Source organism: Dictyobacter formicarum, from assembly GCF_016587435.1.
This window is the reverse complement of the sequence record NZ_BNJJ01000001.1, coordinates 379,991-396,962: the sequence shown is the minus strand read 5'-3', so window position 1 is coordinate 396,962 and position 16,972 is coordinate 379,991. Positions and strand designations below refer to the sequence as shown.

Below are 16,972 nucleotides of genomic sequence, written 5' to 3'. Positions count from 1 at the left end.
CTAATGCAACAGGTTTTCTTTACCGTTGGAAAGACGTTCTCTCCACTCGACCTTGCTTCACGCTATCGCGAGTATCAGGTGATTCAATGCCAGCGCGGCGACCAGGCGCTAGACATGCTTCTGTCCCTGAGGCAATTGCAGGTTCCCGTTGTTCTCTTGATGGTGGATCAACATCTGCCAGATATGGCTGGCGTCACCTTCTTAGAACAGGCCAAACACCATGTGCCAACCGCAAAATGTCTGCTGGTCACAGATCAACAGGCGCCGGAATCGTTGGGTGTCCTGCACGTGAAAGTTGATGCTCTTCTGAGCACCTGTGTGCCGCCAGAAGATTTTTTCTTCCCTGTCCTTGATGCGCTGCTTAGCCAGGAGCGTGACGTGGCCTGCTCGCCACTTTTTCATGGGATTCGCGTCACCGGCCATCGCTGGTCGGCGGCCTCTCATCAGGTCAAAGACTTCCTTGCTCGCCATGCGATCCCTTTTCAATGGGTCGATCTTGAAACACATTCAGAAGCGCGGCAAATGGTAGAGCATGGTGGTGCGCCTCTCCAATTTCCCATACTCCAATTTTCTGATGGATCGGTGCTCTCTCAACCGACGCTGGCCCAGCTTGCGGAGAAACTGGGATTGACAATGCACAGCGAGATCCCATTTTACGATTTGATCATCATTGGCGCCGGCCCCGCTGGTCTTGCGTCGGCTGTGTACGGTGCATCGGAAGGATTGCGTACCGCGGTGATCGAACGGGATGTGCCGGGTGGTCAGGCTGGCATGAGCTCTCGTATTGAAAATTACCTGGGATTTCCGATTGGTCTACCGGGAGCCGAGCTTGCCATACGTGGAAGTGCCCAGGCGGCGCGTCTGGGAGCGCATATGCTTTCTCCGCAAGAGGTCGTTGGGATGCGGGTGGCCGACCCCTATCGCTATGTCACGCTTGCTGATGGCAGTGAGCTTGGATGCTATGCGCTTGTCCTGGCAACCGGTGTGTCCTATCGCACGCTTGCGGTGCCTGACCTGGATCGATTGACGGGCAGTGGCGTGTATTATGGCGCTGCGATGACCGAGGCTGCTGCCTGTCAGGGCCGACAGGTCTTCGTTGTCGGTGGGGCCAATTCGGCGGGGCAGGCAGCACTCTACTTTGCCGATTATGCGCAGCACGTCACCCTACTTGTGCGCGGGGCATCGCTGGAAGAGAGTATGTCGTCCTACTTGCTGCAGGAAATTGCGCTCAGGGACAATATTACAGTTGAAACACATACGGAAGTTGCCAGTTGTTTCGGCGAGGAGCACCTCGAGCACCTCCGTTTGCGTGAGAATACTACAGGGACCGAACGGCTCGTTGAGGCTGCCGCTCTGTTCATTTTTATTGGAGCCACCCCCTCCACATCTTGGCTGCCTGATGCATTTCTAAGGGATCAGGCTGGTTTTGTGTTGACAGGCCCGCAGGCCAAAGGGGATCAATGGTCGCTTGATCGCGATCCGCTCCTCCTGGAAACTAGCATTCCTGGCATCTTTGCCGTTGGAGACGTGCGGGCAGCGTCCATAAAGCGCGTTGCCAGCGCTACCGGTGATGGCGCGGTTGCTGTGTCGTTGATTCATCACTATCTGGGCTCACTTCGCTAACTCTCACTGCCTACCATTCCTCTTCCCTATGCCATGTGCCGCAACGCTTCCAGTCTCTACGCTTTTTTTTCACCTGTTTTTCAGGTTGTTCCCCTACATATCCAGTATTCGAAAAGGACGCTTGCACTAGTCAAGCAAGCAGAATATGGAGGATCCATATGTCTCGAAAGCATTCAACCCATGCTTCGCATCATCGTCGTTCCCATCCTACGAAACGTGATCCGGCCATTTCGGCGCAGGATCTAGAAGCCCGGTGGCATTCCTTGAAACTGCTCCCACAGACTAGAGATCATCTTGAGCATCTGCTGCAGGCTGAAGGAGTGGGACTTGCTCTGGCTGCGACGACGGCTCTAGACTTAGAACTGCAACATGAGGAGCAAAAGGTGATCCGATCTGTCTGGGGGTGGATCAGCGAGGAACTCCGGCTGACATTTTTAGAAGAGGGATGCCAGCATATTCTTGAGACGGGTCGGCTTCTGATCGATGCTTGTCTGACCTGGTCCTTTGTGCAGGGGCCGTTCTTGCTGAACTCTATGGCTGCCTGTGTGCTGGCGCTCAGTGTCTTGCTCGTGTTTTGTTGTTTGCTGCTGGCCTATCACCATCATCAGGCATCAAAGTATGGACAGAGTGTGAACGTGCCGCCCCATAAATAGACCTTTCCCTCATCGCACTGCTGTTCTTCTGCGTTTTTCATGTGCTGTCTTTCTCAAACGCCAGGACTAGGAGGATCACATGTCTCGAAAATCAACCAGCCAGATGCGTGGGTTTCCTCAGCATAAGAGTGAGGCAAAAAAAGAACTTCAGGAAATGTGGAGACAACTGGAACTCAAACCGGCCACGCTCCTTCATTTGCAAGAGATTCTGGATGTCTTGGGTGTTGGTGCCGCAAGCAGTATCACAGAGGCGTTGATACGCCAGAAAGGCAAACAGGGACGCCTTGCAGATACTGGAAAAGAATGGGGAACTGAGGTGCTTCGCCTCCTTTCCCTGCAAGGTATGCGCCCTCATCTCATCGACGTGTTTCGCGTGGTGCTCGAGACGCTGTTCACCTGGCATTTCATCACGTTGCCGTCCCTTACCGACGAGGTGCTCAACAATGCAGTAGAGATTGCTCTGGCGGTGCTTTTTCTGGTCATAGCACTGGTAGGCATCTGTCTGCATTGTTGGTATGCTCGTATACGCCCAACATTGAAGCAGCGAAAAGTTCCTCATAGATGATCCCTTTTTTCGACCCCCTATATGCATGCCTTTCGCTTGCCCTGATCTCTCAATCCCACGCGCAACTCTTCATCGTACAGCAAGCCCATTTTTGCCTTTGAAAGGTCAGCCACGATGCATGGAAAGCATTTCCTGCCGTTGATTCGGAGCCCTCCCACACACACTTACATATTCCCTTGCCTGTTTTTGTGTGAGAAACGGTCGGGCAACTCACTGTTCATTCATTCTACGCTGTCCCATGATAAAGATGGTTCGTCACACACTGTTTTTACGGAAAAAAGGAGAAGGAACCCATGTCGAATCCTCATGAAGATACATTATTAACTGTTCAGGAAGTTGCGGCCCAACTACGCGTCGACGACACGACGGTGCGGCGTTGGATTAAGTTCGGTACTCTGGAAGCGGTTTCCCTCCCACATGTAGGGAAACGGCAGGCGTATCGAATCAAGCAGTCAACACTCAATGCATTGCTAGCGTCAGGAACTCCCCTTCAATAAATAGCCAGACGCTCCCATTTCTCTTCTCAAGAGTTGAACTGTTTGTCCTCAGCCATGCAATGCCCGGTTCGTCTGTCGAACCGTCTGGTCGCAGCGCTGTTCTCTCCACGATTGTATTCCTCTGACTCCTATGAGTGAGGTTCTCTCATGATGAAGGTTTTTGGTCAGTTTCTGGCGTGGCCTCGTGCCCCTCCACATCGTGCTCGTTGCTTTTTCTTGGCGCAGCTCATGCTGCGCTTTTTGTATTGGTGAGACATGTGTGCATCGCATTCACACACAAGGAGTGAAAGAATCATGAGCCATATTGAAGAAGGAAAAACACATCTCGTATTCAATGGACTGCCGCCATTGCTCCAGCAAGGCGATGTGTCTGCTGCGGCACAGCATCCCTGTATGAAGCTTCTTCACCAGGCAGTGGTGTTGACCGCGAAGCAGTACGATGGCGAGGTCCGGTCCTCCTACTACACCTATTATGGAGTAGAACAACCGGCAAATACCGGGCTGGCCCTCCATATTCCGATACGGCCTGGGAAGCCGAGAGGAGAAGCGTTGCCGCGTGGCATCGGGTTGGTCATCGATGAAACGGGCGCGCTGAAGTTCCTGGGGGATCCCTGGGCTGTGGATGAGCACTTCTATCAGCAGGTGCAGCAGGTGATTGTCCAAAAATACACGGCTCTTGCCCACATGGCGGTACTCAAGCAGATGAACTACCAGGTGAGCACCCAGCAGATGGATGATCAGATTACGATTACAGGAGGAATCTATGCAGCCTAAAACAATTCATATCACCGTAAAGGAGGATGGGTCGTACACCACCGATTTCAGCAACTTTTCTGGCGCCGACTGTCTGGCTGCAGGGAAACAGATGCATACCCTGCTGGCTCAGTTTGGCGTGCAACCTGAGCAAACGGCCATGACTCCCAAGCCAGAACTGCTGGGCGCAGAGGGCTTACTGCAGGAACTCAATGCTGCATTTGAGACCGATCAAGAAGCACACGTGGAGGGATAAGCGATGACCGCACCAGAATTTTCTCTCCACCTGCCATCGGAATGGTCGGGCATTATCGGTGGAGATGACACGCTAAGGGAGGCGGTACGAGCCCCAGTGCTTCATGTCTCGATCGACGCCGATGCCTCCTACAAAATTGGCACCTGTGAACACTGTGTGCTGTGGGAACAGGGGCGCCCTGATCGAGCATGGGACGCCGATGGCGACAAGGATCTTGATTTTGATCGTGATCGATACTTTGCTCTGCTCGAAGCACTGGGTATCGTCATGACTGAGTGTCAGGCCTACGTTTGTCCCTGACAGGGTATAGAGAACTATGCGTGTAGCGGGAAGATGGCCACAAGCCATCTTCCCATTTTTGTGTTGAAGGAGAGAATCATGATGGATCAGCAGATGCAGGAGGCACTGCCCGCCTGGTATCGTGAATTTAGTACGCTCTTTGGCGCAGGCGCAGGCCACTGCTTCATTCTCTATGGCGATGTCCATGGGGTCACCTCTTTGCGGGGGGCATCACAATTGCGCTTCATGCAGGGTATCCTGCATACCGAGCGCCGGACTATCATCGCGTATTATCACCGTGCCATCGGGATCACATTCCCGCTGCCCTCGATGCGTACCGAGGCTCTGGCACTCCTGGGCCCTGACTGGACGGTGCCCACCTCTGACGATGATCTTTCGGCGGCGTTAGATGCCGCTGGCCTTTCTAGTCGCACGGCGCTAGCAAGTGATGTCTTCAGTGGTGCGCGTCGGCCACGGGAAGCTCTGGCCATTTTAGAAGCGCTGCTTCGCGCCGGGGGGCCGGAAATGAGAGGGCGTGTGGCCGTCATTCTAGATGGCGCCGATCTCATCTGTCCAGCAACCAGTAAGGCAGTGATGAGAGATGATCAACTGTCGGTTCTGGCCACACTTCAGTACTGGGGATTGGATAGTAGCCTGGGGAAGCAGGATAACCCGGTGTTTCTACTGACGCCTCGACTGAGCGATCTGCATCCCGACTTACGCACGAGTAGCAGTGGCTATAAAGTGATCGAAGAGTCGTTGCCCGATGAGCAGACGCGCCTGTCCTATATCCGCTGGTACCTTGAAGAGCACCGCCGAGAGGATCCGATTGCGCTGGTTGACCTGACAATGGAGGATCTTGCTCGTAATACGGCGGGGCTGGACCTGCGACAGGTCGAAGATATCTTGCTGTTAGGGGCGACCAGTGGACGTGACGGCGAGACAGCAGGAGTCACGCGTCTGCTCGTCAAGACGCGCAAAGATGCGATTATTCGCCAGCAGTATAGCGAGGCCATTGTGATGCTCGATCCCTTGCCCGAAGGGTTCGCAGGCCTTGGAGGCATGGAGCAGTTGATCGAGTTTACCCGCGCGGAAGTGATGGCTCCCCTGCGGCAGGGATGGCGTCGGGATGTGCCGAAAGGCATTTTGCTGGTAGGTCCTCCTGGGAATGGAAAAACGCGCTATGTGGAGGCTGCGGCGAAGGAACTTGGGTATAACGCGCTTGCTCTGCGCATGGCCAATATTCTGGGAGGGATCGTTGGCACCTCTGAACGCAATCTGCAGGAGCTGTTTGATGTGGCACGGAGCCTTGCCCCAACCATCCTTTTTATCGATGAAATTGATCAAACGCTGGTCTCCCAGCGCGGCAATACCTCGGGGAGCCCGGTGGCTGCCAATCTGTTTGGGGCGCTCCTGCAATTTATGGGAGATGAGTCCTTACGCGGTCGGGTCATCGTGGTGGGTGCGACCAATCATCCCGAGTTGCTGGATGCGGCACTGCTTCGACCGGGTCGTTTTGATGTCGTGTTTCCGGTGCTATGTCCTGACCCGGACGCGCGCCGAAGCATGCTGATGGTACAGGCTCGCCTGCAAGAGGCGACCTTCGAGCCGGAGGCCATTGAGCTGCTTGCCGGGCAAACGCACAATTATAGCGCTGCAGATCTGGAGGCACTGGTGAAAGAGGCGCGTTTACTTGCTCGTTGGAATGGGCGCTCGACTATCAGCGTGCAAGATGCTCAAGATGCGCTGGAAAACGTTCGACCTGTCACGTTGACGCTTGTTGAATCCTTCACCCGTCGGGCACGCGAGGCTTGCAATAATCTCCGCTTTTTACCTCCTGGCATGGCTGCTCAGGAACGGGAACGCCGACGTGCTGGCGTCTCGGGAAATGAGCAGGCTGCAGGACCTGTCACCTCCCTTTCAGAAGCGCGTTCGTCGCGTCGCATGTAGTGCTTTTCCATAATTGAACAATGTACATGTATTGTTGTGGTTTGTTGTTGTCTCGTTTTTCCTATGAGGAGCGAGATGCGTAGGCAGTGCCTGGAAATGGCGTCTCTGCTAAATGCGTGTTTCCAGATGATATCCGAGGTTTTTTATGACAAACAACAACCAGCCTCTCCAATCCGAGCAAGGAGGGTCCCATCCCGAATCACAGCGAAGACAGACGATTGCTACGCTTTTTGGTGCACGCTCGTTTGAGTTGATTGATTGGCGGCGCCTTCTTCAGGATGGTGTGCTCGTGCGATTGCATATTCGACGTTGTCGATTTTCGACGCGCCTGGTGCTCGAAGACATTGGGGTACGGGTTGAAGATGAGACGGTGAGGGAAAAACTGTCCAGGTGGCTTGTTCTCGGCGAGAAGCGCTTACTACCGATCGCGTATATGAAGGCCCTCGCGCGCATAGAAAGCGGTGCCAGGCATGCCCTGAAGGAGCGATCATTCCGAACCGAGCTCGGAGCATTTGTTCCCTCGTCGGCCTATGTCGCCTGGCGGGATGCAACGGAGTCGTTGAAAGTGCAGTATGACGCGTTGCGTGATGATATTGTCGCCAATCATCGCATTCTCACCCGTCAGGTGCTGGCTGAATATGAAGTGATTGCGGCTGACACCTATCGGCGTTTGCGCGGAACCCACCCGGAACTGATCACAGAAACGCAAGAACGGTTTGTCGCCACCTACTGTAATCGAATTAGTGCTCAGATTCCGTCCCCAGAGCACATTCGCGAAACCTTCGATTTTCGATACGTGCTGATCGATAGCTTCTCACAGCTTGGGCCTACGGGGGTGAACCATGACGTTTCAGATGACCATGAACGTGAGGATGATGGGGATTCGTTCTCTGTGGATCTTGCCCGATCGCAGGCCCAAGGGCGAGAATGGCAGCGTTCTGTGCTTGAGCATGATCTGCGCATGCATGCGCAGGAACGTGTTGATTCCGCCCTCGATAGTTTTCTTTCATCGGTTGTCAGCCAGTTGCGTCATCTTACCTACACGGTTGCCTGTGATGTGCTCGCCACGCTCCAACGGCGCTCGGGAGAAAGCTTTGCCTATCAATCGGTCAGACAACTGGATAATCTGCTCACGCAGGTACGGGCCTTGAACTTTTATGGGGATGCCGAGATTGATCGCATCATGGATCAGATTCAAGAGATCGTCGAGGAAACCCCGGCGGAGCGTCAGTACAGCCTTGCAGATATTGAGCGCACATTGCGTGCGATCGCGACGGTCACACGATCCACCTTGCTCGATCTGGAAGAGGAGCCGAGGCTGGCCCGTGAGATTGCGATTCCTGATGTGCCGACTGAGACTGCTGTCCGTCAGGCGCGGGCGGAACTCGGCCTGGAACTGGATGCGACACAGTTTACTCTTGCGGCACAGGTCCGAGCAGAAACGCGTGCCAGGCGAGCAGAAATCGGAGAATACGGCATGCAATCCCTCTGGAGCACGATTGAGGACGAGACGCCACGAACCCACCGTACAGCCTAGCCATGCCATGTTCACACACAACCGAGGGGAGACGGTTTCTGCCTGATCTCATGTATGGGAACGATCTCAGGTAGCATGCCGGAGATCGTTTCACCAGGAGCAACCCATCTGTGGCATGCTGCACGCATCCCTCTGCGTCCAGACCCATTTCATTTCTCTCAAGATAATCAACTATGTTCCCAATGTGAGCAGACAGCCTTCCAGGGCTGTCTTTTTTTCTTTCCACTTGAAGAGAAATTTCCTGTTGCTATCGCATCGGAGTCTCGTACCGCCTTCTGGCGGAGAAAGGATGGATCTTATGAATGAGAATATTCCAGCTGTAGCGATCTTAAAACGCGATCATGCGCACATTGGACCATTGTTTGAACATCTGCTTGCCCAGATGCTGGCTGATAAAGGGATCAGCACCGCAACCATGCGCTACCTGGCGCATCAGTCTTCTCATTTTCTTGGGACGCTGTTTGGGCATGTGATCCTGCGTTCTCCCTCGCTCCAGGCGCAGGGCCAGCTCTTGCGTCAGAGTCTCGCGCACCTGTCTGTTCCTCAACCTGAGTACCAGGGAACCCGGCGTGAGAATATCCAGGTGGATGCAAGCTGGGAGAACAATCGTGAGGCATGTGGATTACGTGGCGTCACCTGGCGTGGTGCGGCCGGGGCTTACACGCGTGCGGGTCTCAGGGTTCCGGCCCAGGTTGGACTAACAACCCGCATTGTGATTATTGGCGCCGGTGCGGCCGGGCTTCTTGCAGCTCGAGCCCTGCTCGATGTGGGATTCGTCAATGTCGTGCTTCTCGATCAATCGGGCCAGTGTGGTGGCGTGTGGAATCAGGATTTTCTGCGAGGAGCATCCAGAGCGAACCCGTTCCCGCTGCGCTTTGAGGAATACCAACTCGATGCTGCTCCGGGCGCGGGTCATGCTGTGATGGAATGGTTGCACATGATTGCGCGTGGAAGTAGTGAGAAACTACCGACGGTTATCAAAGCGCGCGTTCTTGCGGTGCAACCAGGGGATGTCGGGCACCGCATCTGCTATGAAGATGTAGCTGGCCGTCACCACGAGATCATGGCGCCCATTGTGATCAATGCGCTTGGGGTTGGTGAACCGCTTTCTCCCTCACGGCCAGGTGTGATGACCACGGATGTGGCGCCGCATGAAACAGGCATCCGCTGGCAGCAGGTCTGGACGCGGGAGCAAGCGCGGCGCTATCACGGACGCACGGTGCTCTTTGTCAGTCTGTCCAACTCAACGCTGGAAATGGTCAAACTGATTCAGCACTTCAACCGTACTGGATTGCACATCGATTATCGGATTCTCACCCATTACCCTGACGAAGCGTTAGCTGAGCCTGGGAGGGTAGTGATGCATCATGGCCATAAGATGCGCCTGTATCGTAGCCCCGAGAAAATGCAGTTGCTTCGTCTGGCTGGAGATCTGCCAGAGGTTGCCGCGGCATTTGAAGAAGCACGTGATACCGGCCATATTGTCTCGCATGTCATGCACTGGTCCCTGGAGCATGGTGAGCAACGGCAGGCCGTGGCGATACAGGAAGATGGGGTCGTGCAGCGGTTTCCCTATGAGGAGCTCTACACACTGATTGGTTATGCTCCCAAAGCTGATATGCTGCGGGAAATGGGGTTGAGTGTTAACCATCCCTATCTGGGAGCCGTTGACCTTGACTATGACTCTGAAGTCCAGCGAGCGCCAGGGGTTGCGGGGCGGGCTCGTCTCTATCCTGGCTACTTTTGCCTGGGCATTAGAAATGCCTTTAATATGAATGAAGTGCTCTTACCCGGCCTCCTGTTTCGTCTGCCCGATGTTGTCGCAGGGGTCATCTTGCGATCGATGGAATACCTCCTGCGCAGCCAGCAGTGCTAACGCTTCACCCCACTGCACTGAGAAATGGCTCCCATCCTCCCTACACGATTGCTCTATCCCTCTTCATGGCAGAAACGCATGCTCTCAACCTGTTGATATATCGTCTTCTTTTTCCTGGAGCATCTCCAGTGGGACGGTATGTGTAAGACATCTCAAACAGCATGATCGTGAGGATGACGCATTGCTGTAGGCCTGTTGTTCTGCTCTGCATTCAGCATGGGATGCTTTTTCTAGAACTTTATATATATCCATGTCAGAAGGCCTGCCATGTTCTGCATAGAACGTGGTGGGTCCTTTTTGTATGAAAGGAGATCTATCATGAACGATCTACGTTCAGAGGATGCCCGCAAGGGTGTCCAGGAAAAACGCAGACAAGACGATCTGGTCGTTGATCTCTCGCTTTTATTCGCGCGTGCCATGCGGGCGAATCCCAATACCTGTTTTGATAATGTGATTGATATGATGGTGCACTACTTGCCTGAGGCGTTTTCGGCGGCCGGGAAACTGGTCGAGGGCTGGTATGTCGTTGATCTTGAGGACGAGGTGGTGCTTAACGAGCATGGGTGGTATACACTGCCTGATGGTCGGATCCTTGATCCAACGGTTGTGATTCTTGTTCCTCCCGAGCGGCCAGTCTACTACTTTGCAGGTGTCGAGCGTACCTACCAGGAGGTGAAAACGATTCTCCAGCAAAAAGAGGCCTGGTTCCCCTATATCCGATGTGTCGGAACCTATGGAGATGATGGATTGGGTCATCCTGATTATGCCGCGGCGTACGAGGCTGCCAGGAAAAAAGCGTTGGCACTTGCTCATGCCAGCAAGCTACCAAAACGCATGACGTTTTTAACCGCTCAGGATCTTGAGGAGCCCCAGGAAGCTATGGGGCTACAGGTGCGCCTCTTTATCGTTCAGGAGGAACGGTAAAGAGAAAGGACGGAGCGGTGAGGAGCAATCAAGTTCATGAGATTATACAGGCCCATTGAAAGCAGGCAGTATGTATTGCCGCGGTTTGGAGGGTCATCCTGGATGTTGTCACCAATGAGCGTGGCCTGTGGCCATACAAGAAGGAAGTGAAGAAAAATGTTGGTGTTGCGGCGAAAAGTTGGCGAAATCCTGGTGATTGCTGGCTTCATTAAGATAGCAGTGCTTGGTGTCGAAGGGGAGCGAGTCAAACTTGGCATTAGTGCGCCACCCGACGTCTCGATTGTCCGAGAAGAGCTCCTGTCTACTGAAACACAACCAGGCCAGGATACGCAGAATGCATCAGAGTAATTGTTTGGCCAGTGAGCGGTATATTGACGAGCTATAGTTGCTATCACGTTAAAAAGGAGAACAAAGTGAAGAATATTGACATGAATGTTGAAGGCGACAAACTGATCATTACCGTTGATTTGACCCAGGAATACGGCTTCTCAGCAAGTGGCAAATCAATCACCATCGCTAGCACAGATGGGAATGTTTCCATACCAGGACATGAGCAAATCAAAGCTGGCGTGAACATCTATCGTCCCCGCTCCAAAGACCCCCGCTAGCGGTTGTCACAGAGCTGAACAAAAAGGGTCTGCAAGGATATTCCTCCTTGCAGACCCTTTTTGTGTATAGAAATGATACAGGTTCTGAGGAACCTGAGGAGGAAAAGCAAAATGACGTATCATGACCCTTTTCAGATTGGAGCTCCGTGGCCTGCATTTATTCAGAAGGATAAGGAAGGCCATTTCTATAGCTATATAGAAGGAAACCATCTACTCGTGTTATCTGAATCGCAGATTTCACAGAGTCGTATCAGCGCTGTGCAGAACAATCGGGTAGAGCTGGCCCTTTTCGTGCAAGAGCATATCCTGTTTCTATGCTACCACTTTCATGGTTTCTCATCGTGGGGAGATATCCCATATAACTGGCACCTGTTTGGGAATGCATATATGCATGTCGTTCCTCCTGAGGTTGCTCCTGGTGAATATATCCCCCTTCTTGTGGTACTGGTAGATGGGACGAGTGATCGCATTGTGGCGCGGCGCGGACTCCGGCTTCCTCCACATTTTGGGAAAACGTTGCATGATGCGTTACGAGCGCAAGCCATGGCACCTTTTAGTTACGGACGCTTTCATCTGCAAGTGTTACATATCCATCAGGAGTTTCCACTTCCTGAAGACCTGCTCACAAAGGCTCAGGCCTCCTGTGTGTTCGATGCGATTACTACACAGCGCGATCGCTCTAATTGACGATGTGGTGGCTATGAGCACGAGTGGACGACATTAGGGGGAGATGAGTCTTTTGCTGTTTGAATAGAGAAAGAACTGCTCCCACACAGGGTCGTTCTTTCTCTACGATGCGCCAGTTGGCATCTTAGAAAAAAGAATGGTATGGTAGGAATTGAGGAGAGCAGGTATCCCAGGCATCAAGTCATCTTCTGACAGCTTTCGTGTAACCGCTTTTCATCTGGCAGCATCGGACAGGTTAGTTGCTGTCTATGTTTTCTATCAGCAATTGACGCCCTTGTTTATCGTAACAGGCAAACGTCATACGATGCGTATCCACGGTCCATTTTTCGATGCCGCTGTCCGCTAGTCCTTGAGACATTTCCAGATAGCTTGTCTTTCCCTGGTTATGCAGGTCGAGGTGCGCTTGCACTTTTTCACTATCGCTTTTATTACAAATGGAAAGCGTGTCGTGGACCGAAGGAGAGGCAACCTTATGCCCATCCCTGCCGAAAAATTCGGAATGGCCGTCAGTGAGGTAGGAATCATATTTTTCTACACCTAACGCCTGAAGCGCTTGCACGTACTGAGAGAAGCTCTCCATGGCGCCAAGGCGATCATGTATCTCATTAAGTTGTTCAAGTGTAAACATAGGACATTCTACCACGACCGGGAGGCTAGCAGCTACAGGTCACGTTTCTTGCTTTCTTTGTACCTGTACCATGCAAAAAAATTTTGCCCTTTTACTGATGAGCTTAGTGGTTTGTGCGAACTGTCGCTTTGATCTGGGCAATATGTCTCGGCGGTTAAGCTGACCTCAGGCGCTGCCTTGTATTTGCCCCTTACGTTCACGGAAGGACGCGAATGCCGTTTGATCGAGCGCCCAAAACATCCTTGCGGGTGCCTTGGGCGCTCTGGATGCGCTCCCCGAAGGGACCGCGTTATCTCACAGTTGGCTCTGCTTCCCATGTCAGGGAACTGGTCGCATCGCGATTAGCGCAAGGCCATTATGCATGCTGCTCAATTGAACCATCCTGAAGAATGAGTTGAGGAAGGTTTTTGCTTCACCTACTATGAAGGTAAAGTACGGCTTGTAATCTCATCGCTCTCTATTTTCAAACGAGCCTAGGATGTGATCCTTCCGTGAGAATTGACTGATCCATTGTGCGGGTATAGTGAGAGGTAAGCACTACACTTCACCATGGAACCGTATTCTGGGCCATATGTATGGAGCCATAATCCTCAAGCAGAAAGGAGAACCACTTTGAAATACAGAGGTATACGTATCACACTTTCCGTCATAGAAGTATTGATTGGATCGGCTGCCGTTGATGGTGGTATCGCTCTTCTGACTGACGCGTTTCACTTTGATAGATGGCTGCCGGTTGCCTGGTTGCAAGGTACGCCTTTCAGTGACTACACCATCCCTGGATTGTTCCTCTTACTGGTCGTTGGTGGGGGGATGCTCCTGGCTGCAACCACGGTCTTCATTCAACGCGAATGGCAGGAAAAGGCTAAGGCAAATAATAGTGGCTAAATAATTAACAAAAAGACGCACCTGCTGATGTTATTCGTCGAGAAGGTATGCATAATAAAGTAGGTCCTTTAATTTTTCTTTCACTTCCTTTAAATGATTTTCTGCCATGTTGGGTGTAAAAGGAAGAGCACCAATTTTCCCTTTATTTTGTGTATGGATTTTGCTTCCTGGGAAAAAAATATATGCGCTACTCACAACGTCTTCTAGGCTAGATTTTCTCAAGGTAGTGTTATACTTTTTATATTGAATACTATTATAGTAGGTATTCATCTTGTTCATATCTTCTTGCTTCGGGTAAATTCCGTTTGCCTCTTTTTTCCAGCGATATTTCGCGTCAAAAATTAGTATATATAAAGGCACTTCGTTTTTGTAGACTTCGATTGCCATATCTGGTGTCAAAGGATTGTTGCCATAGTTTGTGTTTACCAACGCGGAACGATTAATAACAGTTGATTGATTGGGGTAGATCGGCTCGTATTTGAATTCAACGCGATTGTCTTCTTTTGCTAGAATGATACTTGCTTCGTTTCGATGTACATCAAATTGAAAGTATGTTCTTTCAACCTGATAAAAAGTGGTGTTTGAGATCATTCGATAACCGACTTTTAGTAGCTCAGCAATAATTATTTGGGTAATGTTAAAAACACTCCACATTTCATAAAGTGTGCTGACTCTATGTAAAGCAAGGGCCGTTATGTATTTATCTGTGTTGATGGTCGTCTGTAGGCGCTGTTGGAACTGCAAATAAAGCTGATAGAAACGGTTATAATGTGGATTTTTGAGTAGCGGTTGCGTTGCGTGACTCGCCAAAGTTGTAACCTGAACCTTCTCGAGAAAACGCTCGTTGCTCCAGCTAATACAGCGTTGCTTCATAGTCTGGCAATCTCTGATGACATGTTTGAGCTTCTGAACTTTCCCCTCGTCTTCCTTATTATGATAGCGAGCAAAAACATCTTCAGCTCTTTTTTGCTCTTTTTCGGCACGTTCTTGTATATTGTTAAGCTTAGTCACCAGTTGATCGCGCAAAAAAAGCTTCAATAGGCGGTTTTCATGATTATCATAACTCAAATTGCTCACTGGCACCATCCAGTGTTGTGGTAGATGTATTTGTCCCGTCTGATTTGGTCGCAAGTTTATTTTTGCTCCTGGCAGAGGCATTACATCGCTTGAGAAATGAGATATTTCTTGCAATTGTTGTGGTATGCTATGGCTTTGCAATGTAGCATAGGGCTTTCGACGGATACAAGAAAGTATGTCCTTCATACGCTCGATAATTAATTTTATTTGCTTATAGTCATGAAACGCTGATGTTTCTTCGCTACGTAGAGAATAATCCACCTTTTCTAATGCGGGTGAGTTTAGTTCAAAAAGTAAGTCAATAGCTATCTTACTTAAATCACTTTTCATTTTTTCATAGATGTGCTGAGTAAACTTGTGAGGATAAACTCTAATAAAAGTAATGTGCTCTGGATGATTCGAAGCTTTTACGGAGATTTGGTAGAGTCCTGCATAATGTTTAGTATTCCATGTCCAGACTCCGCGGATGGCTGTCTCTAACTTCTGATCGTCAATAAATATGACGGTATCATCAGGCCCGTGAGAGGTGAGCCTGATTGTATTTTCTCGATATTCTCCAATCTCGAGTGCTTGATTCTCTGTCCCTTGTTCAAAGTTTAAGGGGTTTCCATTGATTGTCAGCCAGTTATTAACGCCAGAAACTTGTGTATCCATCACGTTTAAGCCTATTCTTCATTTCAGTTAATCTTCGTTCCGTACGTGTCAATTTGTTACTCTTGCTAAAAGCTAGTAGTTCATTGAGCATTTTCTCGATATTTTCTGTGCCTCGAACTCGGGGGAGTATGCGTTGTTTAACCTGAAGGTCAAAGGCAACTTGAGTATCGAGCAGGCCATTGTTATTGGCCATGTAGAGCCCTATTTCATGCAGAATACGATAGCCAATGCCAATGTCAGCTTGTTTGAGTATTTTATTGATCTCAATAATCGTTGATTGATAACTTGTGTCTGGTTTTTTTACTTGATAACTTTGCCAGGCTTTTGCTGAAACCCTCAGTGGATCGCTTGTTTCCCGGGGCTCTGGGATTTTTTCAAGGTCGACATTGAAGAATTCAATAGTATTAGCGCGATCGATTACCTTATCACTGATTGGTTGGGTGGTCTCATCAATGTTAATTGTGCCAGTGAAAAGAAGGTTCTCCGGCAAATAGATTTCAGTGAAGATATTTTCTTTTTTCTCTCGCTCTAATTGAGCCTGGGCCCGTTTGCTAAGTAGCGATATGCACCTATCTTTTGGCTGATCTTCTTCCATGGCGCTGAGAAATTGCGAAAAATAATATTCTACATGCGCTAGATTCATTTCATCGAGACAAAGACTATAAAGATTCCTTTGGTCTTTCATCGCGTCCATGATGAACTCAACCGCAGGTTCTGTAATGTATTCTCCAGTTACCGTGTTGAGATAGCCTAAGAGATAACGATCGTCGTTCCAGTTAGGCCGTACTGATAAACGTTTAAAGTGTTGTTGTTGTCCCAATGCTTCGGTGTAGAGTTGAGCTAATTTTGATTTGCCTGTTCCAGAGAGGCCTGCTAGAATGACAAATGGTCGTGTTTTTAGACAGATATGATAGTTATAAAGTGCCTCATCTTCAAAATAGTAACCTTTGTTACGAATATAGTCTTTAACATAATCCAACACTTCCCTCTCATCAAATATAATGTCCTCTTCCTCTGCTTGATCAATTTGCCTTGATGCAGTAGATGTTGATGCCGCTTGTTCTGGAGAAAGAATTGTTGTGCTTGAGAGGATCCTCATCAGGCTAGTCATAGCTTTAACTTCTCGCTTTGAGATTTGTGTAAAATCTCCTTTTGTTTGGTCCTCAGATAGAAGCAGGTTGATTGCTGGAAGTGGAATAGCTTGTTGGTAAATTACTGATACTTTTACTACAAATGTTCCATGGTCCCTATTCATTTTTACCACTATAAATTCGTAAGGAAGAATGCATTTCTCCATCTTATGTAAAAGAAATATATGATCATCAATTTCAAAGGGGAAGAATAGATCCCCAGGAAAACTTAATGTAAGTTCTTCATTCAAAGGATAAAGATGGCGAGAAGTAATGGCCCTATTTTCAACCGAAAAAAGGTAATAATTCATGTCGTATCCCTTCGTATGTAAAGGTAGAATAGCTATCGGCTATGCTCTTAAACTTTTGGCTTTGCCTAAAAAAGGAAGA

18 protein-coding genes are annotated in these 16,972 nt (G+C 50.2%); 15 read left to right on the top strand and 3 right to left on the bottom strand.

Features of this window, described 5'->3' with window-relative positions; translation table 11 throughout:
* The first annotated feature begins 3 nt into the window (after positions 1-3).
* From JMI88_RS01550 to JMI88_RS01485, 14 genes are all read left to right on the top strand, one after another.
* The gene (locus JMI88_RS01550) at positions 4-1,623 is read left to right on the top strand and encodes an FAD-dependent oxidoreductase (protein ID WP_201359992.1); all 1,620 of its coding nucleotides are present in this window, start codon (positions 4-6) and stop codon (positions 1,621-1,623) included.
* A 158-nt stretch (positions 1,624-1,781) separates the two neighbouring features.
* On the top strand, positions 1,782-2,276 hold the full coding sequence (locus JMI88_RS01545; protein ID WP_201359991.1) for a hypothetical protein: 495 nt from the start codon (positions 1,782-1,784) through the stop codon (positions 2,274-2,276).
* A gap of 79 nt (positions 2,277-2,355) precedes the next feature.
* A complete protein-coding gene (locus JMI88_RS01540) occupies positions 2,356-2,841 on the top strand; it encodes a hypothetical protein (RefSeq protein WP_201359990.1) in 486 nt (161 codons plus the stop codon).
* A 293-nt stretch (positions 2,842-3,134) separates the two neighbouring features.
* A complete protein-coding gene (locus JMI88_RS01535; RefSeq protein ID WP_201359989.1) occupies positions 3,135-3,338 on the top strand; it encodes a helix-turn-helix domain-containing protein in 204 nt (67 codons plus the stop codon).
* A 294-nt stretch (positions 3,339-3,632) separates the two neighbouring features.
* Complete coding sequence (locus tag JMI88_RS01530; protein WP_201359988.1) at positions 3,633-4,112, top strand: hypothetical protein; 480 nt, start codon at positions 3,633-3,635, stop codon at positions 4,110-4,112.
* Positions 4,102-4,347: a hypothetical protein gene (locus tag JMI88_RS01525; RefSeq protein WP_201359987.1), complete on the top strand. Its 246-nt coding sequence runs from the start codon at positions 4,102-4,104 to the stop codon at positions 4,345-4,347. The genes JMI88_RS01530 and JMI88_RS01525 overlap by 11 nt, the downstream gene beginning before the upstream one ends.
* Before the next feature lie 3 nt (positions 4,348-4,350).
* Positions 4,351-4,647 (top strand): hypothetical protein, encoded by a 297-nt coding sequence (locus JMI88_RS01520; RefSeq protein ID WP_201359986.1) that lies wholly within the window; start codon positions 4,351-4,353, stop codon positions 4,645-4,647.
* 78 nt (positions 4,648-4,725) lie between these two features.
* A complete protein-coding gene (locus JMI88_RS01515; protein ID WP_201359985.1) occupies positions 4,726-6,576 on the top strand; it encodes an AAA family ATPase in 1,851 nt (616 codons plus the stop codon).
* Positions 6,577-6,721: 145 nt separating this feature from the next.
* The gene (locus tag JMI88_RS01510) at positions 6,722-8,113 is read left to right on the top strand and encodes a hypothetical protein (protein ID WP_201359984.1); all 1,392 of its coding nucleotides are present in this window, start codon (positions 6,722-6,724) and stop codon (positions 8,111-8,113) included.
* A gap of 298 nt (positions 8,114-8,411) precedes the next feature.
* Positions 8,412-9,989, top strand: a complete 1,578-nt coding sequence (locus JMI88_RS01505) for an NAD(P)-binding protein (protein ID WP_201359983.1) — start codon at positions 8,412-8,414, stop codon at positions 9,987-9,989.
* 318 nt (positions 9,990-10,307) lie between these two features.
* The gene (locus tag JMI88_RS01500) at positions 10,308-10,913 is read left to right on the top strand and encodes a hypothetical protein (RefSeq protein WP_201359982.1); all 606 of its coding nucleotides are present in this window, start codon (positions 10,308-10,310) and stop codon (positions 10,911-10,913) included.
* Positions 10,914-11,069: 156 nt separating this feature from the next.
* Positions 11,070-11,261: a carbon storage regulator gene (locus tag JMI88_RS01495; protein ID WP_201359981.1), complete on the top strand. Its 192-nt coding sequence runs from the start codon at positions 11,070-11,072 to the stop codon at positions 11,259-11,261.
* Between the two features lie 65 nt (positions 11,262-11,326).
* Positions 11,327-11,521 carry a hypothetical protein gene (locus JMI88_RS01490; RefSeq protein ID WP_201359980.1) on the top strand — a complete coding sequence of 65 codons (195 nt, stop codon included), beginning with the start codon at positions 11,327-11,329 and terminating at the stop codon, positions 11,519-11,521.
* A 111-nt stretch (positions 11,522-11,632) separates the two neighbouring features.
* The gene (locus JMI88_RS01485; protein ID WP_201359979.1) at positions 11,633-12,208 is read left to right on the top strand and encodes a hypothetical protein; all 576 of its coding nucleotides are present in this window, start codon (positions 11,633-11,635) and stop codon (positions 12,206-12,208) included.
* Between the two features lie 235 nt (positions 12,209-12,443).
* On the opposite strand, the gene JMI88_RS01480 is transcribed toward JMI88_RS01485, so the two are convergent.
* Entirely contained in the window at positions 12,444-12,836 is a 393-nt protein-coding gene (locus JMI88_RS01480) for a DUF1398 domain-containing protein (RefSeq protein WP_201359978.1), read from the bottom strand.
* A gap of 612 nt (positions 12,837-13,448) precedes the next feature.
* Here JMI88_RS01480 and JMI88_RS01475 point away from each other — a divergent pair.
* Positions 13,449-13,721, top strand: a complete 273-nt coding sequence (locus JMI88_RS01475) for a hypothetical protein (protein ID WP_201359977.1) — start codon at positions 13,449-13,451, stop codon at positions 13,719-13,721.
* 30 nt (positions 13,722-13,751) lie between these two features.
* Here the strand turns inward: JMI88_RS01475 and JMI88_RS01470 are convergent, their stop codons facing one another.
* Together JMI88_RS01470 and JMI88_RS01465 are read right to left on the bottom strand one after the other, a co-directional pair.
* Positions 13,752-15,452, bottom strand: coding sequence for a DUF2357 domain-containing protein (locus tag JMI88_RS01470; protein ID WP_236022781.1), 1,701 nt, complete (start codon positions 15,450-15,452; stop codon positions 13,752-13,754).
* Positions 15,427-16,893: an McrB family protein gene (locus tag JMI88_RS01465; protein WP_201359975.1), complete on the bottom strand. Its 1,467-nt coding sequence runs from the start codon at positions 16,891-16,893 to the stop codon at positions 15,427-15,429. Before JMI88_RS01465 ends, JMI88_RS01470 begins: the two co-directional genes overlap by 26 nt.
* Positions 16,894-16,972: the final 79 nt, after the last annotated feature.